Origin of the sequence: Enterobacter soli (genome assembly GCF_964208575.1) — a bacterium.
GTDB lineage: Bacteria > Pseudomonadota > Gammaproteobacteria > Enterobacterales > Enterobacteriaceae > Enterobacter > Enterobacter soli_A.
The window spans coordinates 170,457-192,192 of the sequence record NZ_CAXOFU010000003.1; the positions used below are offsets into that span (position 1 = coordinate 170,457).

The 21,736-nt window shown below is 55.6% G+C and carries 22 protein-coding genes; 13 read left to right on the top strand and 9 right to left on the bottom strand.

Annotation, left to right across the window (positions count from 1 at the left end; genetic code table 11):
- Window positions 1-8: 8 nt before the first annotated feature.
- Window positions 9-452, bottom strand: coding sequence for a transcriptional regulator (locus AB6V08_RS04185; RefSeq protein WP_368541500.1), 444 nt, complete (start codon window positions 450-452; stop codon window positions 9-11).
- 574 nt (window positions 453-1,026) lie between these two features.
- Between AB6V08_RS04185 and AB6V08_RS04190 the strand changes: the two genes are divergently transcribed.
- Window positions 1,027-1,821, top strand: coding sequence for a transcriptional regulator (locus AB6V08_RS04190; protein ID WP_368541501.1), 795 nt, complete (start codon window positions 1,027-1,029; stop codon window positions 1,819-1,821).
- Window positions 1,822-1,877: 56 nt separating this feature from the next.
- Window positions 1,878-2,285 carry a hypothetical protein gene (locus AB6V08_RS04195; protein ID WP_368541503.1) on the top strand — a complete coding sequence of 136 codons (408 nt, stop codon included), beginning with the start codon at window positions 1,878-1,880 and terminating at the stop codon, window positions 2,283-2,285.
- A gap of 164 nt (window positions 2,286-2,449) precedes the next feature.
- On the opposite strand, the gene AB6V08_RS04200 is transcribed toward AB6V08_RS04195, so the two are convergent.
- The 6 genes from AB6V08_RS04200 to mntR form a co-directional block, all read right to left on the bottom strand.
- Entirely contained in the window at window positions 2,450-3,490 is a 1,041-nt protein-coding gene (locus AB6V08_RS04200; RefSeq protein ID WP_368541505.1) for an aldo/keto reductase, read from the bottom strand.
- Between the two features lie 107 nt (window positions 3,491-3,597).
- Window positions 3,598-5,121, bottom strand: coding sequence for an efflux transporter outer membrane subunit (locus tag AB6V08_RS04205; RefSeq protein ID WP_368541506.1), 1,524 nt, complete (start codon window positions 5,119-5,121; stop codon window positions 3,598-3,600).
- Window positions 5,121-6,692: a DHA2 family efflux MFS transporter permease subunit gene (locus AB6V08_RS04210; protein ID WP_368541507.1), complete on the bottom strand. Its 1,572-nt coding sequence runs from the start codon at window positions 6,690-6,692 to the stop codon at window positions 5,121-5,123. The genes AB6V08_RS04205 and AB6V08_RS04210 overlap by 1 nt, the downstream gene beginning before the upstream one ends.
- Entirely contained in the window at window positions 6,689-7,783 is a 1,095-nt protein-coding gene (locus AB6V08_RS04215) for an HlyD family secretion protein (RefSeq protein ID WP_368541508.1), read from the bottom strand. Before AB6V08_RS04215 ends, AB6V08_RS04210 begins: the two co-directional genes overlap by 4 nt.
- A gap of 101 nt (window positions 7,784-7,884) precedes the next feature.
- The gene (locus tag AB6V08_RS04220) at window positions 7,885-8,994 is read right to left on the bottom strand and encodes an anion transporter (protein WP_368541509.1); all 1,110 of its coding nucleotides are present in this window, start codon (window positions 8,992-8,994) and stop codon (window positions 7,885-7,887) included.
- Window positions 8,991-9,464 (bottom strand): manganese-binding transcriptional regulator MntR, encoded by a 474-nt coding sequence (gene mntR / locus AB6V08_RS04225; RefSeq protein ID WP_368541510.1) that lies wholly within the window; start codon window positions 9,462-9,464, stop codon window positions 8,991-8,993. The genes AB6V08_RS04220 and mntR overlap by 4 nt, the downstream gene beginning before the upstream one ends.
- Before the next feature lie 183 nt (window positions 9,465-9,647).
- On the opposite strand from mntR, the gene mntS reads away from it, so the two are divergent.
- Entirely contained in the window at window positions 9,648-9,776 is a 129-nt protein-coding gene (gene mntS / locus AB6V08_RS04230) for a manganase accumulation protein MntS (RefSeq protein ID WP_368541511.1), read from the top strand.
- A gap of 278 nt (window positions 9,777-10,054) precedes the next feature.
- Window positions 10,055-11,638: a phosphoethanolamine transferase gene (locus tag AB6V08_RS04235; protein WP_368541512.1), complete on the top strand. Its 1,584-nt coding sequence runs from the start codon at window positions 10,055-10,057 to the stop codon at window positions 11,636-11,638.
- 160 nt (window positions 11,639-11,798) lie between these two features.
- On the opposite strand, the gene ompX is transcribed toward AB6V08_RS04235, so the two are convergent.
- A complete protein-coding gene (gene ompX / locus AB6V08_RS04240; protein WP_368541513.1) occupies window positions 11,799-12,317 on the bottom strand; it encodes an outer membrane protein OmpX in 519 nt (172 codons plus the stop codon).
- Window positions 12,318-12,671: 354 nt separating this feature from the next.
- Here ompX and rhtA point away from each other — a divergent pair, with 354 nt between their 5' ends.
- From rhtA to ybiO, 6 genes are all read left to right on the top strand, one after another.
- On the top strand, window positions 12,672-13,559 hold the full coding sequence (gene rhtA / locus AB6V08_RS04245; protein WP_368541514.1) for a threonine/homoserine exporter RhtA: 888 nt from the start codon (window positions 12,672-12,674) through the stop codon (window positions 13,557-13,559).
- A 301-nt stretch (window positions 13,560-13,860) separates the two neighbouring features.
- The gene (gene dps, locus AB6V08_RS04250; RefSeq protein ID WP_368541515.1) at window positions 13,861-14,364 is read left to right on the top strand and encodes a DNA starvation/stationary phase protection protein Dps; all 504 of its coding nucleotides are present in this window, start codon (window positions 13,861-13,863) and stop codon (window positions 14,362-14,364) included.
- A 361-nt stretch (window positions 14,365-14,725) separates the two neighbouring features.
- The gene (gene glnH, locus AB6V08_RS04255; protein ID WP_368541517.1) at window positions 14,726-15,469 is read left to right on the top strand and encodes a glutamine ABC transporter substrate-binding protein GlnH; all 744 of its coding nucleotides are present in this window, start codon (window positions 14,726-14,728) and stop codon (window positions 15,467-15,469) included.
- A 118-nt stretch (window positions 15,470-15,587) separates the two neighbouring features.
- Window positions 15,588-16,247, top strand: a complete 660-nt coding sequence (gene glnP / locus AB6V08_RS04260; protein WP_003858462.1) for a glutamine ABC transporter permease GlnP — start codon at window positions 15,588-15,590, stop codon at window positions 16,245-16,247.
- Window positions 16,244-16,966 carry a glutamine ABC transporter ATP-binding protein GlnQ gene (glnQ, locus tag AB6V08_RS04265; protein ID WP_368541519.1) on the top strand — a complete coding sequence of 241 codons (723 nt, stop codon included), beginning with the start codon at window positions 16,244-16,246 and terminating at the stop codon, window positions 16,964-16,966. Before glnP ends, glnQ begins: the two co-directional genes overlap by 4 nt.
- A 135-nt stretch (window positions 16,967-17,101) precedes the next feature.
- Window positions 17,102-19,315, top strand: a complete 2,214-nt coding sequence (gene ybiO / locus AB6V08_RS04270) for a mechanosensitive channel protein (RefSeq protein WP_368541520.1) — start codon at window positions 17,102-17,104, stop codon at window positions 19,313-19,315.
- A gap of 32 nt (window positions 19,316-19,347) precedes the next feature.
- Here the strand turns inward: ybiO and rlmF are convergent, their stop codons facing one another.
- Window positions 19,348-20,259 carry a 23S rRNA (adenine(1618)-N(6))-methyltransferase RlmF gene (gene rlmF, locus AB6V08_RS04275; RefSeq protein ID WP_368541521.1) on the bottom strand — a complete coding sequence of 304 codons (912 nt, stop codon included), beginning with the start codon at window positions 20,257-20,259 and terminating at the stop codon, window positions 19,348-19,350.
- Between the two features lie 243 nt (window positions 20,260-20,502).
- Here rlmF and mcbA point away from each other — a divergent pair, with 243 nt between their 5' ends.
- From mcbA to ybiJ, 3 genes are all read left to right on the top strand, one after another.
- Window positions 20,503-20,766, top strand: coding sequence for a DUF1471 family periplasmic protein McbA (gene mcbA, locus AB6V08_RS04280; protein WP_368541522.1), 264 nt, complete (start codon window positions 20,503-20,505; stop codon window positions 20,764-20,766).
- A gap of 119 nt (window positions 20,767-20,885) precedes the next feature.
- Window positions 20,886-21,152, top strand: a complete 267-nt coding sequence (locus AB6V08_RS04285; RefSeq protein WP_368541523.1) for a DksA/TraR family C4-type zinc finger protein — start codon at window positions 20,886-20,888, stop codon at window positions 21,150-21,152.
- 285 nt (window positions 21,153-21,437) lie between these two features.
- Window positions 21,438-21,698, top strand: coding sequence for a DUF1471 family protein YbiJ (gene ybiJ, locus AB6V08_RS04290; protein ID WP_368541524.1), 261 nt, complete (start codon window positions 21,438-21,440; stop codon window positions 21,696-21,698).
- The last annotated feature ends 38 nt before the right edge of the window (window positions 21,699-21,736 follow it).

The following is a 21,736-nucleotide window of genomic DNA, read 5'->3' on the forward strand; positions in this document are numbered from 1 at the left end:
TTCGTTAGTTATTTTACTGACTTGACCATGTCGGTAGTCTGTTGACGGGTAAAAATGAACCGACTAAGCCGGTCGTATGAGGCGCGGATATAGACGGGCTCATAACCTGTGGTATTCACCATATAACCCCGCCCCTCTACACGCATAATAAAGTCCTCATCGACGCCGAGTGCGCCAAGTCTTTTCTTTAGTTCATTCATTACCTGCCATAAGCGCGGTGCCGAGGATTTGAGGCCATATCCTTCCCATACAGCCCTCATAATTATTTCATCACGCAGGAGCCCAGATTTTCCTCTTTCAAGCAGAAACTCCAGCAATCGGAACATAGTCTGTCGCAGGTAAATATGCTTCTGATTTATTTTCTGACTGTTCAGGGGGATCAGAACCCGATTTTCCCGTAGGACCATCACACCATTACTGTCATCTCCCAGAATATAACCAAATTTTCTCACAGGTAAGTCTCTCCATATTCCGTCTCTGCATTGCTGCAATAGCGATATGTGGTATGTAGGATTCCTGTCAGTATATTAATTTCACTTGAAACTTAATATCAAATTAAAACAACCACTAAAAACAATTAACCACAAATCATTTAACAGGTAGCCATAAACTCTAAAATAAAAATTTTCATTAGGTTTTTCATCTAAGAATTTTACTTTTCCTATTTTTCCATTGCTCAAAAAGCCTCCAGTATCAGTGAAGTGTTTTATCCTTTTTATTCTACTTTTTAAGCGTTTTACTCCTTCAACTTTGTACTCAGCCGCTCAGGTGAACGGGTCCTCCAGCACGAACCAGGATTTTTCTTTCTGACAGGATGCTAACACCTGCCGGAGCAGGGTACAGGGATCAAGACTTCAATTAAGACGCTTGAGATTTAACTTAAGGAAAAATTAGATTAACAGCATGAATTTAAAGGATAAAAAAAATTTATTGCATAGCCTGTTGAGATACTTGAAGTATTTAATGGCACCATCAGGAGGGGTGGACTAAAATCGGGACGGACAGTTAGGCAGTAGGCAGGGAGATATGAATACAACGTTTTTGATCGACGGCAGGTTAGTTTTTCACCGCGAGCAGAACGCATTGACCAGTCTGGTTCAACCGGATCTCACGGAAATCCTGAACGAGCCCTGTGCCCGCTGCCTTGAGGCACTACTGGCGGCGAAGGGCAATATCGTCAGCCAGGCTGAGCTATATAAAGCAGGCTGGGGCGAGTCTTATAAAGACGTATCCCCCAATACCCTGTACCAAAATATTCTCCTGGCCCGCAAAGCTTTCAAGAAAGTTGCTGACAGTAATGAAGAATTTATCATCACCGTACCCAGGCAGGGATTCCGGTTTAATGAAACTATGCCGGTGACAGTCAGTGACACCTCAGTTATTTCGGTTACAGATAAAAACTCGTCTGAATTACAGCGTCCCGTCGATGACACTGAATCACTCAGGCAGACTGTCTCTCCTCTGTTGCTACGTCTTGTTCTCCCGGTCTCCGTGTTGTTTATTCTTCTTGCGGCGTTGATATTTATCTTCGCCTCTTTTAATTATGTAGCGTCACGTGATGATGATTTCACCGCTGATTTTACTTATGCAGGGAAACATTCCGGGTGTGAGATTTACATCAATAAACGGCAAACCCTGTCAGACGTGGAAACTGAACAGCTTCTGACTATTTTGCCGGGTATTACTTCCGGCTGCAGCAGATTACCACTGAGATTTATTACCCCGTACCGTAATCATCTCAGCGTATTTTATCTATCATGTGACAGTACAGAAAAGGCAGACAGGATATGCAGCTCAGGCTATCAACGGTTATCAGAATAGCAATTTGTGCAGTGAGTATTCTGATATTCGCTTACTCTATTCATCATCTGCTGGAGATGAAAAACAGATTAGAAGAGAACGTAATCCATTGCATGTCGGCATTTGACAGTCAGATCAACAACAGTCGCCTGCAGGCAAAGGTGACGCTTTATATGTATCGCGAAAAAGGCAGTGTTCAGATCAGCGGGGATTATATTTCGCCTGAAGGCATGCAGACTCCGGTCAAAACGGTTTCCGGTATTACATATCAAGTCAAAGGCGAAGACTATCATGTCCGTTTTACCGGCAATAAAACCTCATTGCGGGGAGACGATATAGATGAAGCGTTAAGTCATTTACTCCCATTCTCTGTCACCAGTGAAAATGTTGATTTTATCTATCTGTTCCGCCAACAGAATGATGGAAGTTATCTAATCCGACAAAATGGCATTCCTCTTCTACTATGCAAAAAAATCCCCCGGTAACACTTATCTAAAGCAGGACGCTTAAATATGATAATAAAAAAAGGGTATATATCTCTTTATCAACTCCATGACATCCATGGTGGCATATCGTTAATTTTATACTGCAGGAGGTCAGGCTCTTGAAGAATCCCCGGCGGGCAGAAGCCCCACCGGGGGAAAAGGAGTTACTGCTGCGCCAGCTGGTTGCGACGGTATTCGCCCTGACGCTCCAGCATCCAGCCGGGATATTCCCGCGGCAGCGCGCTGACGGCATCGAGCTGCTTAAGCTCGTCTTCGCTCAGGCGAATGCCCGTGGCGGCGATATTGTCATCCAGCTGATCGACGCGTTTCGCGCCAATAATCACGCTGGTCACGGCTTTCTGGTGCAGCAGCCACGCAAGCGCGATTTGCGCCACGGACGCCCCTTTGCTTTCCGCAATGGTGCGCATCACGTCCACGCAGTCGAAGGCGCGATCTTTCTCAACCGGCGGGAAGTCAAACTCCAGACGGCGACCGCCGGACTCGCTCTGCCCGTCGCGGCCGTATTTACCGCTCAGCAGGCCGCCCGCCAGCGGGCTCCAGACCATCAGCCCGACCCCTTCGCTTTGCAGCATCGGCACCAGCTCGCGCTCCAGATCGCGCCCGGCGATGGTGTAATAGGCCTGAAGTGAGGCAAAACGGGCCAGCCCGAGGCGCTCTGAAATTCCCAGCGCCTTCATGATTTGCCAGGCCGCCCAGTTCGACACGCCGACGTAGCGCACGTGGCCGTGCTGCACCAGGTTGTCCAGGGCGTACAGCGTCTCTTCGATTGGCGTCGCCGGATCGAAACCGTGAAGCTGGTAGAGATCGATATGATCCATCTGCAGGCGGCGCAGGCTCTCCTTCACACTGCTGATGATGTGGTAGCGCGAGCTGCCGCGGGAGTTCACTCCGGCGGTGCCCGTTTCGCCAAACGCCTTGGTGGCAACCACGACGTTTTCACGCGGCACCTTCAGGTTTTTCAGCGCCTGGCCGAGGATCTCCTCCGAACGCCCTTCCGAGTAAACGTTCGCCGTATCAATAAAGTTGATGCCCGCCTCCAGGGCGCGTCCCACCAGCTGCTCAGACTCGCTCTGCCGCAGCTGGCCAATCTTGCCCCACATACCGCCTTCGCCACCAAAGGTCATGGTGCCGAGGCACAGCTCTGAAACAAACAGACCGGTATTGCCCAGTTTTTGATAACGCATAAGACTTTCCTCGCATGTCGTTTGATGGGTGCCAGATAGTTATACCCGCCCCTCGGCCATCGCGAATGTGGCGTTCCTGTCCATTTCTTGCCCAATCCTCTGAATCTTTATCCGCGCGGGGCGTCGCCGAAGACCTTGTAATCCGGAAGCTGTACCTGCTGATACGGCTCCCAGCCGCCGCCGAGCGCCTTATACAGCGCCACCAGGTCGAGCGCGCTTTGCACCTGCGCCTGGGCGCGCTGCTGCTGGGCCTGAGCCAGCTGGCGCTGGGCGTCCAGCACGTCGATAAAGCTGGCGATCCCCTGCCGGTAGCTGTCGCTCGCCAGGTCAAAGGCGTTTTGCAGCGCATCGATGGTTTTCGCCAGTCCCGCCTCACGCTGCTGGTCGGTGCGATAGCTCACCAGCGCGTTTTCTACATCCCCCAGCGCGGTAAGCACCGTCTGGCGATAGTCCAGCACCGCCGCCCCCTGCTGCGCCCGCGCCACCTTCACGCTCGACACAAGCCGTCCGCCCTGGAAGATGGGAATAGAGACCTGCGGGCCAAAGCTGTAGAAGTGGCTGCTCCAGTCGGTGAGCCAGTTGCTTTCGCTGTTGCGCAGGCCAAACTGCCCGGAAAGGGTGAAGCTCGGGAACAGCTCTGCCACCGACACGCCGATTTGCGCGGTCGCGGCATGGAGATTCGCCTCCGCTTCACGCACGTCGGGACGGCGGCGCGCCAGCGTGGAAGGAATGCCCGTCTGCACGATATCCGGCAGCACCGGCATCGGCTGGGCGGACTGCAGCTCGGCGTCCAGCGCCCCCGGCGGCTTGCCGAGCAGGATTGCCAGGCCGTTCATCGCCTGACGCTCCTGGGCCTGATACTGCGGCAATTGCGCTTCCAGATTCCCCAGCTGGGCGCGGGCGTTTTCCACGTCCATCTGCGGCGATAGCCCGCCGCGCTGGCGGCTGTCGGTAAGATCCAGGGTCTGCTGGGCGCTCTCAATCTGGGTGTTCAGGGTGGCGATAATGCTCTGGGCGCCGCGCAGCTGCAGCCACGCGCGTGCCACTTCGGCCTCCAGCGACACCAGGGCGTCGTTGCGCTGCTCGATAGCCGCTCTCTGCTGCGCTTCGGCGGCTTCAACCTGACGGCGCACTTTGCCCCACAGGTCTATCTCCCACTGCGCGTCAAAGCTCCCCTGATACAGGTTAATCGGCTGGGTCAGCGGCCCTAGCGCCCCTTTTAGCGACGGATCCACGTTATCGATTTGATCGTAGACGCCGTGGGATTTCAGCTCCCCCTCCAGCCCCAGCTGCTGGCGCGTTGCCTGAAGATTGCCATTTACCGACGGATAAAACGCCCCGCCCGCCTGGTTGATCTGCTCGCGCGCGCCGGCGATGCGCAGCACCGTTTGCTGCAGCGATAAGTTCCCGGCAATGGCGCGCTCAATCAGGCTGTCGAGCTGCGCGGAGCCGAAGGTTTTCCACCAGCGCGGGTTGGTTGCGGCGGAGGTAGTTTTCGATTTCACCTCGCTGTCGCCCTTGTCATTCCAGTGCGTGACGGCTGGCGGCGCGGGCTGCTGGTAGTCCGGCCCCACGGCGCAGCCAACCAGCAGCATCATTATCATCAGGGGGTGTAAACGTCTGTGTATCATCAGTGTGCTCCTGCACTCCCCTCGCTCTTAACCGGCGAGAGCAACAAACAAAACGGAATCAGTAAAAAGGCCACCGCGCTCAGGAGGGTGAAGACGTCGATATAGGCCAGAAAACGCGACTGCTCGATCATGGTCTGGTACATGCGCCCGGTGGCGATGCCGGTCGGGTCGCCCACCTGGGTGGTGAAGTTCTGAATCGCCTGGGCGCTTTCCCTTATCGCGAGCTGGAACTGTTCGTTAAACGGCGAGGCGTGATACGCCAGATGCGCGCTGTGCGCCTGTGAGCGTTCGGTGATGGCCGCCGTTGAGAGCGAAATCCCAATGGAGCCCGCCACGTTGCGGAACATGGTGAACAGCGCCGCCGCGTCTGCATTCAGCCGTCGCGGAATCGAAATAAAGGCGATGGTGGTGAGCGGCACGAACAGGAACCCGAGCCCGATAGACTGGGCGCTACGGAACAGCACCAGGGTTTCGAAATCGATATCCGGCGTCAGGGTGCGCGACCAGAAGAACGATACCGCCAGGCAGGTAAAGCCGAAGGCGATGATCCAGCGCGTCTGCACCACCGGCATCAGCTTGAGCACCAGCGGGATGGTCAGCACGATCAGCACCGCGCCGGGCGAGAGCACCAGCCCGGACCAGGTGGCGGTGTAGCCTAAATCCTGCTGGGCAAGCTGCGGGATCACCACCGAGCTGCCGTACAGGATCATGGCCATACCCGCCATCAGCAGGCTCGAAATCGCAAAGTTGCGATCCTTCATGCAGTGCAGATCCACCACCGGTTTTTTGGCGTACAGCAGCCAGTAAATCGCGCCGATAATGCCGATGAGCGTCAGCACCGCGAAAGTGCGAATAAAGTTCGAATAGAACCAGTCGTCATCTTCCCCGCGGTCGAGCATCACCTGCAGGCAGCCGAGGCCGAGGGCGATGAGGCCAATCCCCGTCCAGTCGATAGAGAGCTTCTCTTTCGATTTGCTCTCCCACGGCGGATCTTCCAGCAGCTGATAGATCGCCAGCACCGTCACAATCCCGACCGGGATGTTGATAAAGAAGACCCAGCGCCAGGAGTAGTTGTCGGTGATCCAGCCGCCGAGCGTCGGGCCGAGCACCGGAGCGACGATAATAGCGATGGACGACAGGCCAAAGGCTTTGCCCCTGTCCTCCGGCTTGAAGTAGTCGAGCAGCACCGACTGCTGCGTGGGCTGCAGGCCGCCGCCGAAGAAGCCCTGCATCACGCGGAACAGTATGATTTGCCACAGCTCGGTGGCGATCCCGCACAGAAAAGAGCAGATGGTGAACATCACAATGCAGATCAGGAAGAACTGCTTGCGGCCAAACAGCCTGCTCAGAAAGGCGGAGATGGGTAGCACGATGCCGTTTGCCACCAGGTAGCTGGTCAGCACCCAGGTGGATTCGTCATAGCTGGCCGAGAGCGACCCCGCCACGTGCGGCAGCGCCACGTTGACGATGGTGGTGTCGAGGATCTCCATAAACACCGCCAGCGTGACCACAATCGCCACCGCCCACGGGTTGCTGGCGGGCTTCCAGCTGTCGTGGCTATGGTCCGTCATTCCAGCGTGACCTTCGGCTCAACCGACAGCCCCAGCGGCAGCGGTTTGTTCGGATCCAGCCCTTTATCAATCACAATCTTCACCGGCACGCGCTGCACGATTTTGACAAAGTTACCGGTGGCGTTTTCCGACGGGAAGGCCGAGAACCGCGAGCCGCTTCCCTGCTGGATGCTGTCGATATGCCCTTCCAGCTCCATATCCGGCCAGGCATCGACGGACACCGTCACCTTGTTGCCCGGCTTCATGCGCTCAAGCTGCGACTCTTTAAAGTTAGCCACCACCCAGATATTCGGTGAAACCAGCGAGAACAGCGCCGTGCCGGCCTGCACCAGCGTCCCCGGCTGCACGTTGCGTTTGGTGACGTAGCCGTCGAACGGGGCGCGAACTTCGGTATAGGAGAGGTTAAGGTTTGCCGTTTCGAGCTGCGCTTTGGCCTGGTCGACCTGGCGCTCCCGGGCCTCGACGTTGGTTTCCTGCTGGCGGATCTGCAGCTGAACCTGCTCTGCCACTTCCAGCTGCGCCTGGGCGCTCGCCAGACCGGCCTGCGCGCTTCGCAGCTGGGCGTTAGCGGAATCGATGCTTTGCTGGGTGGTCGCACGCGGATCGACCCCGCGCTGACGGCGGTACTCCGCCTGGGCGTTAGCCATGTCGGCCTGAGCCTTCAGCACCTGCGCTTTGGCTTCGTCGCGCTGGGCGGGATACTGCACTTTTGAGAGCGCCAGCTGCGCCTGCGCCTGGTGCAGCTGCGCCATCGCCAGCCCAAGCTGGGCCTGAGCCTGATCGCGCTGGGCGGTGGTATCGCGAGGATCGATCACCACCAGCAGATCGCCCTTTTTCACGCGCTGGTTATCGCGCACGTTAAGCGACGTGACATAGCCTGCCGTTTTGGGGGCAATGGTCACCACGTCGCCGTCGGTAAAGGCATCGTCGGTGGTTTCTTCGTTACGGGTTAAAAACCACCAGACCAGCGCCACAATCACCATCACCACGACCACGATGCCGAGAATGATGAGCGGTTTTTTACCGGGGCGCTTGCGCTCGTTATTGTTCTTTTCCTGCTCGTCAGCAGGTGGGTTTTGTTCTTCTGCCATAGTTCAGCAACGGTCCTGTCAGTGAGCGGCATCACACTATGCCGTTCACTAAAGCTAGGACGTTGCTATACATTTGCCAGGATAAACTGACAATTAACGCACTATATGAGAAGGAATAATCCGAAACCGGCGGCGGCGGCCCAGATCAGCATCGGGATCGACCATAAATGGAAGCGCCACCAGATGCGGCGATCGTTCGCCATGCGCAGGGCGATCAGGTTGGCGAGCGAGCCGGGAAGCAGGCCAAACCCGCCGACGTTAACCGCCCAGGCCAGCAGCGCCGTTGGCGGGACATAGTTGAGGAGTAAAATGGTCGAAGGCACGTTGCTGATAACCTGCGACAGCCCGATGGCCGTCAGCCACAGGCCCGCCTGCGGCAAGCCGCTGACGCTATGAAGCGCGCTTTGCAGCACCGGCAGCTGGATCAGCAGATGCACGTCAATGAACATCGCCATAAACACCAGCAGCAGCGTCCAGTCCACGCTCACCAGCACGTGTCGGGCGAGGAATAAAAATCCGCAGGCGACCAGCGCCACGCCGGCCAGCTCCTGCTTCATCTCCAGCGCCGTCAGGAAGACGATGTAGAGCGCCAGACAGCTCCAGACCAGGCGCGGCTTCCAGTCGGGGCCGGTGCTGCCGCTGTGGTACTGAAGCTTTTTATCGGGAAACGCAAACCAGCACACCGCCAGCAGGGAGAGCATCATCACCAGCGCCAGGGGCGCCATTTGCCAGGTAAACGCCGCGAACGACAGCCCGGAGCGCCCCCAGAGCAGGATGTTTTGCGGGTTGCCGATGGGCGTCAGCAGCGAGCCCGCGTTAACGGCCAGCGCCTCAAAGATAATCAGCCGGGTGACCGGGATTTCGCAGAGCCTGCGTAGCGTTAGGGTCAGCGGCACCACGATAAACAGCGCCACGTCGTTCGTCAGGAAGGTCGACAGCACGGCGGCTGAGAAGACCATAAACAGCGACAGCCTGCGCTCGGTGGCAAAGCGGCGCACCATTTTGCGCCCCAGCACGTCAAAATAGCCGCTCAGCTCCACGCCCTTGGTCAGCATCATTAAACCGCTGAGGGTAATAATGGTGCGCCAGTCGATGGCCGCAGGCCAGGTATGCGGGGCAAAGGGCACGAAAAAGCTTAACCCGGCCCCGATGATCAATAAGAGATGAAAGAAACGATCGCGCTTCAGCGCCTGCAGTCCGGGGATGTTCATTCAGCGGCTGGACCGTATTTGAGGGTGAACTCGTGGAATTTCGCCAGCGTCTCTTCGCTGACGTGATGTTCCATCCCTTCGGCATCCCGGCGCGCGATGTCCTGACTCACGCCCAGCACCAGCAAAAAGTTTTCCACAATCTGGTGACGCTCGCGGCTCGCGTGGGCCAGCTTCTCCCCCTCCGGGGTTAAAAACACGCCGCGCCAGGGGATCATTTCGATCAGGCCCACCGACGCCAGGCGTTTTAACATTTTTGCGACAGTTGGCTGAGAAACCCCCAGCCGCGCGGCCATATCCACCTGGCGCGCTTCTCCAACCTCGCGAATTAAATCGGAAATCAGCTCAACGTAGTCATCAATCAATTCACGACGATGCGCTTCACGCACCTGACGAAACCCTTCTACATGCTCTTCAACATTAACCAGTTGCGTCGTTTTTTTTGTTGTTGGCTTACCTGCGCGACGGTTCATTGTGTGTCCTCAATGGGGTGACGCTTCCCGCGCCCTGTGACAAGAGCGCACATTGTAAACCATAGCGGAACAAGCACAAAAAATTAACGAAATAGCCGTAGCTATACAATATAGCCTGTGCTATATCTGTATGTAATGCAGTCACCCTTCACGGATCGAAGGGATCTGAAATCAGGAGGTCACATGAACGAATTCAAGAGGTGCATGAACGTGTTTACCCACTCTCCCTTTAAAGTCCGGCTGATGTTGTTGAATATGCTTTGCGATATCTTTAACAACAAACCGCACCAGGACGATAAACCCTCCCACTAAGCGGCGTGCGGTACGCCGCTTCATTTTTTTGTCACACTTCCGCTGTAAACTGGCCGCTGGCCGGCTAATTCCCGATCTTTTTCGCGGTTTTGTAATCCCTCTCGCAAAACATCTGCTTAGCAACTGTTGACCTTATTTAGCGCTCGCACTATCTTCTTGCAGCCCTGCACTATTTGCGGCTCGCTGAAGCGGACCCACATTCCCTCTCCACGCACTGTCAGGCAGGCTTTGACCCTCGACGCCAGGGTGAGCACATGGCGTTTTCATGATAGTGATCTATGAACGTAACCCTGAAAGAAACACTCATTACCCGCAGCCGGGCCTTAAGCCCGTGGACGGGATTCTACTTTCTGCAATCGCTGCTGATTAACTTCGCGCTGGGCTATCCCTTTAGCCTGCTTTACGCCGTTGCCTTCACCTGCATTCTTCACCTGCTGTGGCGAAGCGCACCGATCGCGCAGAAAACGTTAGTCGGGGTTTGTTCTCTGATCGCGGCCCTCTACTTCCCGTTTGGCCAGGCCTACGGCTCGCCGAACTTTAATACCCTGCTGGCGCTGCACTCCACCAATATGGAAGAGTCGACCGAGATCCTGACCATCTTCCCGTGGTACAGCTATGTGATCGGGCTTTTCATCTTTGCGCTGGGCGTCATCGCCGTGCGCCGCAGGCCGGAAGAGAAAAAAGCCTGGGGTAAAATAGAACATCTGTGTCTGGCCATCAGCGTGGCGGCGTTCTTTGTCGCACCGGTGCAGAACCTCGCCTGGGGCGGGGTATTTAAGCTTAAGGACACGGGCTACCCGGTATTTCGCTTCGTAAAAGACGTGGTGGTGAATAACCAGGAAGTGGTTGATGAGCAGGCGCGCATGGCCGAGCTGTCGAACATGAAAGACACCTGGAACGTGCTGGCGGTGAAACCGAAATATCATACCTATGTGGTGGTGATTGGCGAAAGCGCGCGTCGCGATGCGCTGGGCGCGTTTGGCGGCCACTGGGATAACACCCCGTTCGCCAGCTCGGTTAACGGTACCCTGTTTACCGACTACATCGCGGCCAGCGGCTCAACGCAGAAGTCCCTCGGGCTGACGCTGAACCGCGTGGTTGATGGCAAGCCGCAGTATCAGGACAACTTTGTCACCCTGGCCAACCGCGCCGGGTTCCAGACCTGGTGGTTCTCAAACCAGGGGCAAATCGGGGAATACGATACCGCCATCGCCAGCATTGCAAAGCGGGCTGACGAAGTTCAGTTCCTGAAAAACGGGGATTTCGAAGCCGATAAAAACACGAAGGACGAAGCCCTGCTGAAGATGACCGCGCAGGTCTTTGCCACCCAGCGCACCCAGCCGCAGCTGATTGTGCTGCATCTGATGGGCTCGCATCCTCAGGCCTGCGACCGCACGCAGGGGAAATACGCCGAGTTCGTCCAGTCGAAGGAGACCTCGTGCTACCTCTTCACCATGACGCAAACGGACGATCTGCTGAGCAAGCTCTATACCCAGCTTCGCAACACCGGGGACAGCTTCTCGATGGTCTATTTCTCCGACCACGGCTTAGCGTTTAAGGAGCGGGGGAAAGAGGTGCAGTATCTGGCCCACGACGACAAATTCCAGCAGAACTTCCAGGTGCCGTTTATGGTGCTGTCGAGCGATGACAAAACGCATCGCATCGTGAAGGCGCGTCGCTCGGCGAATGATTTCCTGAAGTTCTTCTCGCAGTGGACCGGGATCGCCGCGAAAGAGATCAAAAATGATTACCCGTTTGTCTCGAACAAAAAGGGACCCCAGGTTTACATTACCAACTTCAAGTTACAGAAAGTTGACTACAACCATCTGGGTACGGATGTGTTTGATATTAAGAGTAAGTGATTGATGCAGGGGCGAGCGGCGTGATGCCCTCACCCTGGCCCTCTCCCACTGGGTGAGGGAACAAACGCTAAAAACGGCAGCTCTGGGTTGCCGTTTTACGTTTTCAGGCAAAAAAAAATCCGCCACATTGGGCGGATTTTTTACTGGCTCACCGAAGTGATTAGAAGCGGTAACCAACGCCCGCGATCCAGGTGCCAACGTCAACGTTACGAATACGGCTCTGCTCGTAAGAGAAGTCCAGAGCAACGTTTTCGATTGGGTTGAACTGCAGGCCCGCGCCATAGGAGAAACCGTAGTCGCTGGTGCTTGCAGTGCGGTTAGCACTTTCGTTTTCGGTCTGCTGGAATTTACCGTAACCCACACCTACAACACCGTAGATGCTAGCCCAGTCGTTCAGACGGTAAGCTGGACCTGCAGTGATGCCGTAGTACTGTGCTTTGTTGTAAGCGCTGTCGTCGAAACGGTCTTTTTCAGTGTAAGTAAATGAACCGATCACGCCCAGTGGGTTGTTGTCCTGCTCGTAGCGGTATTTCAGGTTGAAACCGTTAGCTTTGTTCATCACGCCCTGCATATCGCTCTGAGCGTAACCACCAGTAACAGTAGAAGTAGCAGCTACAGCAGTACCTGCGGAAACAGCCAGAACAGCTGCCAGTGCTGAAAGACATGCAATTTTTTTCATAACCACCTCAAATGTGCTTCAAGTTAATCCGTAAGTTTTAAATATATCAAAAAATAATGTGAAACTCTTTCGGATTCATGATGTCTAACCGAAGCTTTGATGTAACAGAACGTTTCCAGCCTCAGTTATCTCATTCAAATATCATAGAATTTTCACATCAAAACGCTAATATTGCGCGTCAATGACACCACATTCATCCAGATTATTCCTAATCTGTTAGCTGATAAATTCATCAACGCTTAACCATTTTACGGATTTCACCGCTTTTTTTTTCAACGGAGTCTCAACCGTTGCAGGTTATTTCCATTACACTGCGGCTTTTACTTCCTTTGACATAAATTGACAGGAGAAAGGATGCCAGGGTTATCCCGCAAGTCGTCGGTCTGGATGCCGGTTGCAGTCATACTTATTGCCATGCTCTCGATCCAGAGCGGCGCGTCGCTGGCAAAATCGCTGTTCCCGCTGGTGGGCGCGCCCGGCGTCACGGCCCTGCGTATCGCGCTGGGAACCGCCATCCTCGTGGTGATCTTCAAACCCTGGCGGCTGCGCTTTAAGAAAGAGCAGCGCCTGCCCCTGCTGTTCTACGGTCTGTCCCTCGGGGCGATGAACTATATGTTCTACCTCTCTATCCAGACCATCCCGCTCGGCATCGCCGTTGCCCTTGAGTTCACCGGCCCGCTGGCGGTGGCGCTGTTCTCATCCCGCCGTCCGGTCGACTTTATCTGGGTAGTGCTCGCCGTGCTGGGACTGTGGTTCCTGCTGCCGCTCGGCCAGGACGTTTCGCAGATCGATCTTACCGGTGCCGCCCTGGCGCTCGGCGCGGGAGCCTGCTGGGCGGTCTACATCCTTACCGGACAGCGCGCCGGGGAGGAGCATGGCCCGGCGACGGTTGCGCTCGGCTCGCTCATTGCCGCCATCGTGTTTGTGCCGATTGGCATGGCGCAGGCAACCGACTCCATCTGGCAATGGTCGGTCATGCCGATCGGCCTGGCGGTCGCCATTCTCTCTACCGCACTGCCCTACTCGCTGGAGATGATCGCCCTGACCCGTCTTCCCACGCGGATTTTTGGCACCCTGATGAGCATGGAGCCCGCCCTGGCGGCGATTTCCGGCATGGTGTTCCTCGACGAAACCCTGACGCTCACCCAGACGCTCGCGCTCTGCTCTATTATCGCGGCGTCGATGGGCTCAACCCTCACCCTTCGCCCGGAAAGCAAAATCGAGAAAGTCGATATTAATTAGCGTTGCCCCCGCTGCATGGCCTGAGTGCCATGCAGAATATAGGCCAAAACTGCCTGCTGAATTATCTGTTAACAATTGTCGTCATATTCTGAAATAGCCCACCAAAATTTCGTCCTGATGCCAAAAATAGTCACATCCCTGCAATAAATATTTTATCATGTTGAAAATAAACGCTTTATTTTCTCAAGTCCCTCCTTGCTATTAAACCGATAGGCAGTACCAAAAACGCAGGTTATCAAACAGGTGCTATACTCTTTTCCGGTAATTACCTGGGACACTAACATCAAGAGGATTTGAGATTATGAGTACCGCTAAATTGGTAAAATCAAAAGCGTCTAATCTGCTTTATACCCGTAACGATGTATCGGATAGCGATAAGAAAGCGACCGTTGAGCTGCTGAATCGCCAGGTGATCCAGTTCATTGACCTGTCGTTGATCACCAAACAGGCCCACTGGAACATGCGCGGTGCAAACTTTATCGCCGTGCATGAAATGCTGGATGGCTTCCGCACTGCGCTGACCGATCACCTGGACACCATGGCAGAACGCGCCGTGCAGCTGGGTGGCGTCGCGCTGGGTACCACGCAGGTTATCAACAGCAAAACGCCGCTGAAAAGCTACCCGCTGGATATCCACACCGTTCAGGATCACCTGAAAGAGCTGGCAGACCGCTATGCCATCGTCGCTAACGACGTGCGTAAATCCATTGAAGAAGCCAAAGACGAAGACACGGCAGATATTCTTACCGCGGCGTCTCGCGACCTGGACAAATTCCTGTGGTTCATCGAATCTAACATCGAATAATCCATACGAATTTTCTATCAAACCCTCGCCTCTGGTGAGGGTTTTGCACTTTTATGGTGCACGCATTTCCGCTTCCACCCGGCAAAAGTGAACGAAATGTAATAATCACCTCACACAACGGTTAATGGAAGATTGTTTTTTCATCTGGATTTGCGCTAAATATCTTCCCGTCAGTTGACCAAAACGAAGCGCACCAAAACGGTGCTCCGAATTGGTGCAATAATCCGTTATTGCCACGTTCATTGTGCAACGCGTGACCTCATCCCCTTTGCAAAACAACAGCTTGTAAAGTTGGCATGATTTTTTCATTGTGCCTGACGTTCTCGCAGGGGATCGCCCCGTGGATATAAAAGGAAATGCTATGAAGTCTGTATTAAAAGTTTCACTGGCTGCACTTACCCTGGCTTTTGCGGTGTCCTCTCAGGCCGCCGACAAACTCGTTGTGGCGACTGATACCGCGTTCGTTCCGTTTGAATTCAAGCAGGGCGATAAATACGTTGGTTTTGATGTGGATCTGTGGGCGGCAATCGCAAAAGAACTCAAACTCGATTACACCCTGAAGCCAATGGACTTCAGCGGCATCATCCCGGCCCTGCAAACCAAGAACGTTGACCTGGCGCTGGCGGGTATCACCATTACCGACGAACGTAAAAAAGCGATCGACTTCTCTGACGGCTACTACAAAAGCGGCCTGCTGGTGATGGTAAAAGCGGACAACAACGAGATCAAAGACGTGAAAAATCTCGACGGCAAAGTGGTGGCGGTTAAGGGCGGCACCGGCTCCGTTGACTACGCGAAAGCCAACATCAAAACCAAAGACCTGCGCCAGTTCCCGAACATCGACAACGCGTACATGGAGCTGGGCACCAGCCGCGCTGACGCGGTTCTGCACGATACGCCAAACATCCTGTACTTCATCAAAACCGCGGGCAACGGCAAGTTCAAAGCGGTGGGCGATTCTCTGGAAGCGCAGCAGTACGGTATTGCGTTCCCTAAAGGCAGCGACGACCTGCGCACGAAAGTGAACGGCGCGCTGAAAACCCTGAAAGAGAACGGCACCTATAACGAAATCTATAAAAAATGGTTCGGTACAGAGCCTAAATAATTCAGCCTGATTAATCAGGTACAGTAACGCCCGGTGGCGCTTGCGTTTACCGGGCCTACAATTTTAGTCATTCCTCCGGCTAATTTTTTGTTTTTACCACGGTATACAGGAATACATCATGCAGTTTGACTGGAGCGCCATCTGGCCTGCCATTCCTCTCTTGCTTGAAGGCGCCAAAATGACCCTGTGGATTTCGGTCCTCGGTCTGGTTGGCGGGTTGATCATCGGCCTCGTCGCCGGTTTCGCCCGCACCTATGGTGGCTGGATTGCTAACCACATCGCACTGGTTTTCATCGAAGTGATCCGCGGGACGCCGATTGTCGTCCAGGTCATGTTCATCTACTTCGCCCTGCCTATGGCCTTCACCGACCTGCGCATCGATCCGTTCAGCGCGGCGGTCGTGACCATTATGATCAACTCGGGTGCCTACATCGCGGAAATTACCCGCGGCGCGGTGCTGTCGATTCATAAAGGGTTCAGTGAAGCCGGTCTGGCGCTGGGTCTTTCACGTCGCGAAACCATCCGCCACGTGATTCTGCCGCTGGCGCTGCGCCGCATGCTGCCGCCGCTGGGCAACCAGTGGATCATCAGTATCAAAGACACCTCGCTGTTTATCGTTATTGGTGTTGCAGAGCTGACCCGTCAGGGCCAGGAGATCATCGCTGGCAACTTCCGCGCGCTGGAAATCTGGAGTGCGGTCGCGGTTGTCTACCTGATCATCACCCTGGTTCTGAGCTTTGTTCTGCGTCGTCTTGAAAGAAGGATGAAAATCCTGTGATTGAATTTAAAAACGTTTCCAAGCACTTTGGCCCAACCCAGGTGCTGCACAATATCGATTTGAACATCAAGCAGGGTGAAGTGGTGGTGATTATCGGGCCGTCCGGCTCCGGTAAATCTACCCTGCTGCGCTGCATCAACAAGCTGGAAGAGATCACCAGCGGCGACCTGATTGTCGATGGCCTGAAGGTAAACGACCCGAAAGTCGACGAGCGGTTGATTCGCCAGGAAGCCGGTATGGTGTTCCAGCAGTTCTACCTCTTCCCGCACCTGACGGCGCTGGAGAACGTGATGTTTGGCCCGCTGCGCGTGCGCGGGGCGAACAAAGCGGCGGCGGAAGCGCTGGCGAAAGACCTGCTGGCGAAAGTCGGCCTGGCGGAGCGTTCGCACCACTACCCTTCCGAGCTGTCGGGCGGCCAGCAGCAGCGCGTGGCGATTGCCCGTGCGCTGGCGGTGAAGCCTAAAATGATGCTGTTTGATGAGCCCACCTCGGCGCTCGACCCCGAGCTGCGCCACGAGGTGCTGAAAGTCATGCAGGATCTGGCTGAAGAAGGCATGACGATGGTGATCGTGACCCACGAAATCGGCTTTGCCGAAAAGGTGGCGTCCCGCCTGATCTTCATCGACAAGGGCCGCATCGCCGAAGACGGCAACCCGCAGGATCTGATTGCGAACCCGCCGAGCCAGCGCTTGCAGGAGTTCCTCCAGCACGTGTCGTAATTCAGCCGTGTATGTAAAGCCGGGTATGCGCAAGCAGCACCCGGCTTTTTTGTGCCAGATTGTTCCCAAAAATCCCCCTCTGCTCCTCGCGCTCTATACTTATCATTTTGTTGAACATTTTTACCGGAGGACGCCGTGCCGTGGATCCTGCTGCTGTTGCTTAGCCTGTTGAGTGCGCCATCGTTCGCCGTGACGATCCCCGGCGTCACCGCGTCCACCGCCGCCACGTCGCAAAATGCCCCGCCTCCCGAACCCGATGCAGAACAGAAAAAAGCGGCCTACGGCGCCCTTGCGGACGTGCTGGAAAACGACGCCTCCCGGCAGGAGCTGATCGGCCAGCTGCGAAAAGTCGCCGCCACGCCGCCGCAGGAGGCGGTTCCGACCATCACGCCTCCCGGGGTGGAGGAGCAAAAAACGGTGCTGGAAAACGTCACCGATATCAGCCGCCACTACGGCGACGTGCTCTCCTCCCGCTTTGCCCAGCTCTACCGCAACCTGATTGGCTCCCCGCACAAGCCGTTTAACCCGCAGACCTTTTCCACCGCCGCCACCCAGTTTTTAATGCTGGCCGGCGCCGTCTTCCTTTTTTACTGGCTGATACGCCTCTGCGCCTGGCCGCTGTACAAAAAAATGGGCCACTGGGGACGTAAAAAGAACCAGCACAAGAGCAGCTGGCTGCACCTGCCCGCGATGATTGCGGGCGCCTTTATCATCGATTTACTGCTGCTGGCATTGACGCTGTTTATCGGTCAGGTGCTGGCCGACAGGCTCAACGGGGGCAACAAAACCATCGCCTTCCAGCAGGCGCTGTTTCTGAACGCCTTCGCGCTGATTGAGTTCTTCAAGGCGCTGCTGCGCCTGATCTTCTGCCCGCGCGTGCCGGAACTGCGCCCTTTTGCCATTCAGGACGACACCGCAAAATACTGGGCCGTGCGGCTCAGCGTGCTGAGCGGGCTGATTGGCTACGGCCTGCTGGTCGCCGTGCCGATTATCTCCAATCAGGTCAACGTTCAGTTTGGCGCGCTGGCGAACGTGCTGATCATGCTGTGCATTACGGTGTGGGCGCTGTACCTCATCTTCCACAACAAAAAGGCCATCACCCAGGGGCTGCTGCACCTCGCCGATCGCTCGCTCTCGTTCTTTAGCCTGTTTATCCGGGCGTTCGCGCTGGTGTGGCACTGGCTGGCGAGCGCCTACTTTATTGTTCTGTGCTTCTTCTCGCTGTTCGATCCGGGCAACAGCCTGAAGTTTATGATGGGCGCGACTTTTAAAAGCCTGGCGATTATCGGCATCGCGGCCTTCGTTTCCGGCCTGCTCTCGCGCTGGATCTCCAAAACCATCACCCTCTCCGCGCAGGTGCAGCGCAACTATCCCGAGCTGCAAAAGCGCGTGAACGGCTGGATGTCGGTGTCGCTCAAGGTGGCGCGCATTCTCACCGTCTGCGTGGCGATCATGCTGCTGCTTAACGCGTGGGGGCTGTTTGACTTCTGGAACTGGCTGCACAACGGCGCGGGGGAGAAAACCGTCGATATCCTGATCCGCATCGCGCTGATCCTGTTCTTCTCCGCCGTGGGCTGGACGCTGCTGGCGAGCCTTATCGAGAACCGCCTGGTATCGGATATTCACGGTCGGCCGCTGCCGAGCGCCCGCGCGCGAACCCTGCTGACGCTGTTCCGCAACGCGCTGGCGGTGATCATCAGCACCATTACCATCATGATTGTGCTGTCGGAAATCGGCGTTAACATCGCGCCGCTGCTGGCGGGTGCCGGTGCGCTGGGTCTGGCAATCTCTTTCGGTTCGCAAACGCTGGTGAAGGACATTATCACCGGCATCTTTATTCAGTTTGAGAACGGGATGAATACCGGGGATCTGGTCACCATCGGGCCGCTAACCGGCACGGTGGAGCGGATGTCGATTCGCTCCGTCGGCGTGCGTCAGGACACCGGGGCGTACCACATCATTCCGTGGTCATCGATCACCACCTTCGCGAACTTCGTGCGCGGCATCGGCTCGGTGGTGGCGAACTACGATGTCGATCGCCACGAAGACGCCGACAAGGCGAAGCAGGCGCTGAAAGACGCGGTGGACGAGCTGATGGAGATGGAGGATATTCGCGGGCTGGTGATTGGCGAGCCGTCGTTTGCGGGCATTGTCGGGCTGACCAACACCGCCTTTACCCTGCGCGTGTCGTTTACCACCCAGCCGCTGAAGCAGTGGACGGTGCGCTTTGCCCTCGACAGCATGGTGAAAAAACACTTCGATCTGGCGGACGTGCGGATGCCGGTGCAGACCTATCAGGTACTCTCGCCGCCGTCATTCGCGCCGCCGCCGCAGGAGCCGACGCTTTAAGCACGCTGCCGGGCGGCAGCGGCGCTAAAAGATTACTTGCTGCGTTTGTTATCGTCCATAAACGACCAGGCGATGAAGCGGCTCTGCTTCTGGCCCTGGGACATCTCTTTTTTGACCACTTTCACCGCGCCCGCTTCGGTCAGGGCGCGGTACAGCGGCGGCAGGTTGTCGCCGCGTGAAACCAGCGTAGTAAACCACTTCACCTGGCGCCCATAGGCTTTGCTCTCTGCGATCATTTTCAGGATGAAGGCCACTTCCCCGCCCTCGCACCACAGCTCCTGCTGCTGGCCGCCAAAGTTCAGCGCGGCGTCTTCGGCCTGACCGAGGTTGCGGCGCTTGCGCTCGCTGCCCGCGCGGGCAGAGGCCGCCGAATCGTGGAACGGCGGGTTGCACATCGTGGCAACGTACTGTTCATTCTTATGGATGATGCCGTTGAAGATGAACGCCGGATCTTTCTGCCGACGCAGGCGAACGGCGCGGCTCAGCCCGGCATTGCCGTTAATAATGGCCTGCGCGCTGGCAAAGGCGCTGGCGTCGATCTCGCTGCCGGTAAAGCGCCAGCCGTATTCGTGCGCGCCAATCAGGGGATAGATAAGGTTCGCGCCGGTGCCGATGTCCAGAATGGTCGCCTGCGGCGGAACCACACCCGCGTTATCGTCCGCCAGCAGATCGGCCAGATGATGGACGTAATCCGCACGCCCCGGAACCGGTGGGCAGAGAAAGCCGTCGGGAATGTCCCAGTTCGCCACGCCGTAAAAGTGCGCCAGCAGCGCCTTGTTCAGCATTTTGACCGCCTGCGGATCGGCAAAATTGACCGAGGGCTCACCCACAGGGGTTTGCACGATAAAGTCCTGCAGCGGTGGGCAGCTCAGGCAGAGGGCCTGCATATCATAGCGGCTGCGGTGGCGGTTACGCGGGTGCAATCCCGGCTTTTGCGAAGTCATGGCAATCTCCTTTAAACAGCGGCGTAAGATACCCTTTGATGACCCAACGGTAAATATTTCTCTGCGAAGCGCAAAAAATAGACAAAAATCAGTAGCCTGTATGTCTATGATCTGTCAACGATTTGTCAAAAAACATCGTTCAAAAAATAAGCAGATCATCATCAAATTTTTGCGCTAAATCACACTCTGTAAGCTTCTAAACTTACAGGGAATCACCCGTTGTTCCCTCCAGAGGATGTGATTATGAAGAGATATCTGACCCTTGTTATCGCTGGTGCGCTGGCAGGCGCATCGTTCTCGGCCCTGGCCGTTCAGTCGCTCACCGACAGCACCGACACCAGCCAGCTCCGCCCGGCAGGTACGGTCTCCGTAACGGGCGCAGCAAACCTTGACGATCTTCAGGCGAAGCTGGCCGACAAAGCCCGTGAAGAAGGTGCCAAAGGCATTGTAGTCAATTCCGCCAGCGGCGATAAACGGATGTTTGGTACTGCCACTATCTATAAATAAGCTTCCTTTCTGAGAACACTGCATCTGAACGACAGATGCAGTTCTCGTCTTTCCTGCCTTGATTGTTCACTTTTTAACCCCACATAGTTTAGACAGTGCGACTACGCGAGGAGAACGCTATGGCTTCCGGCTGGGCGAATGATGACGCCGTTAACGAACAGATCAACAGTACAATTGAAGATGCCGTCGCGCGCGCTCGCGGTGAGATCCCGCGCGGCGAAAGCCTGGCGGAATGCGAAGAGTGCGGGGAACCTATTCCGGAGGCGCGGCGTAAAGCCATTCCCGGAGTGCGGTTATGTATCGCCTGCCAGCAGGATAAAGATTCACATAACACCTCACATGCAGGATATAATCGCAGAGGATCGAAAGACAGCCAGCTACGTTGACTTTGCTTTACCTAAACTCACCGCGCAAGCGGTTTCCTTTACGCTCACGAATTTGAGCCTGACGCGTAGCAAAAAATGCGATTAAAAAGTGTTCTGTAAAGCGAAGCGGCAAGAAACGTAAATCCATCATTTGAATTTATTAATATTCAATAACTTATTTGTCATTCAAATTATTTGAGCAACGCCGTCAATTCTCTTCGATTTTATCTTTCGTAAAAAACCGTGATACTTATCACATCGACGGAACATCGTCCCCCTAACAGAATAACCTGCGAGAGATTAACTATGAAAACCATCAAATATGCTGTTGCCGCTGTTGCCCTGTCCGCTCTGTCTTTTGGCGCATTCGCCGCTGACGCAGTTTCCCCTGCTCAGGCTCAGAGCATGAACAAAATCGGTGTTGTCAGTGCAGAAGGCGCGACGACTCTGGACGGTCTGGAAGCGAAACTGGCTGAGAAAGCAGCTGCTGCAGGTGCAAGCGGATACACCATTACCTCCGCGAACACCAATAACAAACTGAGCGGTACTGCGGTTATCTACAAGTAAGTGAACGACTGATGCTCCACGCTCGCTAAACCCTCTGG

Coding starts and splice junctions, on each gene's coding strand:
- AB6V08_RS04190 (WP_368541501.1), top strand. CDS start 1,027: ATGAATACAACGTTTTTGATCGACGGCAGGTTAGTTTTTCACCGCGAG.
- AB6V08_RS04195 (WP_368541503.1), top strand. CDS start 1,878: ATGAAAAACAGATTAGAAGAGAACGTAATCCATTGCATGTCGGCATTT.
- AB6V08_RS04200 (WP_368541505.1), bottom strand. CDS start 3,490: ATGCGTTATCAAAAACTGGGCAATACCGGTCTGTTTGTTTCAGAGCTG.
- AB6V08_RS04205 (WP_368541506.1), bottom strand. CDS start 5,121: ATGATACACAGACGTTTACACCCCCTGATGATAATGATGCTGCTGGTT.
- AB6V08_RS04210 (WP_368541507.1), bottom strand. CDS start 6,692: ATGACGGACCATAGCCACGACAGCTGGAAGCCCGCCAGCAACCCGTGG.
- AB6V08_RS04215 (WP_368541508.1), bottom strand. CDS start 7,783: ATGGCAGAAGAACAAAACCCACCTGCTGACGAGCAGGAAAAGAACAAT.
- AB6V08_RS04220 (WP_368541509.1), bottom strand. CDS start 8,994: ATGAACATCCCCGGACTGCAGGCGCTGAAGCGCGATCGTTTCTTTCAT.
- mntR (WP_368541510.1), bottom strand. CDS start 9,464: ATGAACCGTCGCGCAGGTAAGCCAACAACAAAAAAAACGACGCAACTG.
- mntS (WP_368541511.1), top strand. CDS start 9,648: ATGAACGAATTCAAGAGGTGCATGAACGTGTTTACCCACTCTCCCTTT.
- AB6V08_RS04235 (WP_368541512.1), top strand. CDS start 10,055: ATGAACGTAACCCTGAAAGAAACACTCATTACCCGCAGCCGGGCCTTA.
- ompX (WP_368541513.1), bottom strand. CDS start 12,317: ATGAAAAAAATTGCATGTCTTTCAGCACTGGCAGCTGTTCTGGCTGTT.
- rhtA (WP_368541514.1), top strand. CDS start 12,672: ATGCCAGGGTTATCCCGCAAGTCGTCGGTCTGGATGCCGGTTGCAGTC.
- dps (WP_368541515.1), top strand. CDS start 13,861: ATGAGTACCGCTAAATTGGTAAAATCAAAAGCGTCTAATCTGCTTTAT.
- glnH (WP_368541517.1), top strand. CDS start 14,726: ATGAAGTCTGTATTAAAAGTTTCACTGGCTGCACTTACCCTGGCTTTT.
- glnP (WP_003858462.1), top strand. CDS start 15,588: ATGCAGTTTGACTGGAGCGCCATCTGGCCTGCCATTCCTCTCTTGCTT.
- rlmF (WP_368541521.1), bottom strand. CDS start 20,259: ATGACTTCGCAAAAGCCGGGATTGCACCCGCGTAACCGCCACCGCAGC.
- mcbA (WP_368541522.1), top strand. CDS start 20,503: ATGAAGAGATATCTGACCCTTGTTATCGCTGGTGCGCTGGCAGGCGCA.
- AB6V08_RS04285 (WP_368541523.1), top strand. CDS start 20,886: ATGGCTTCCGGCTGGGCGAATGATGACGCCGTTAACGAACAGATCAAC.
- ybiJ (WP_368541524.1), top strand. CDS start 21,438: ATGAAAACCATCAAATATGCTGTTGCCGCTGTTGCCCTGTCCGCTCTG.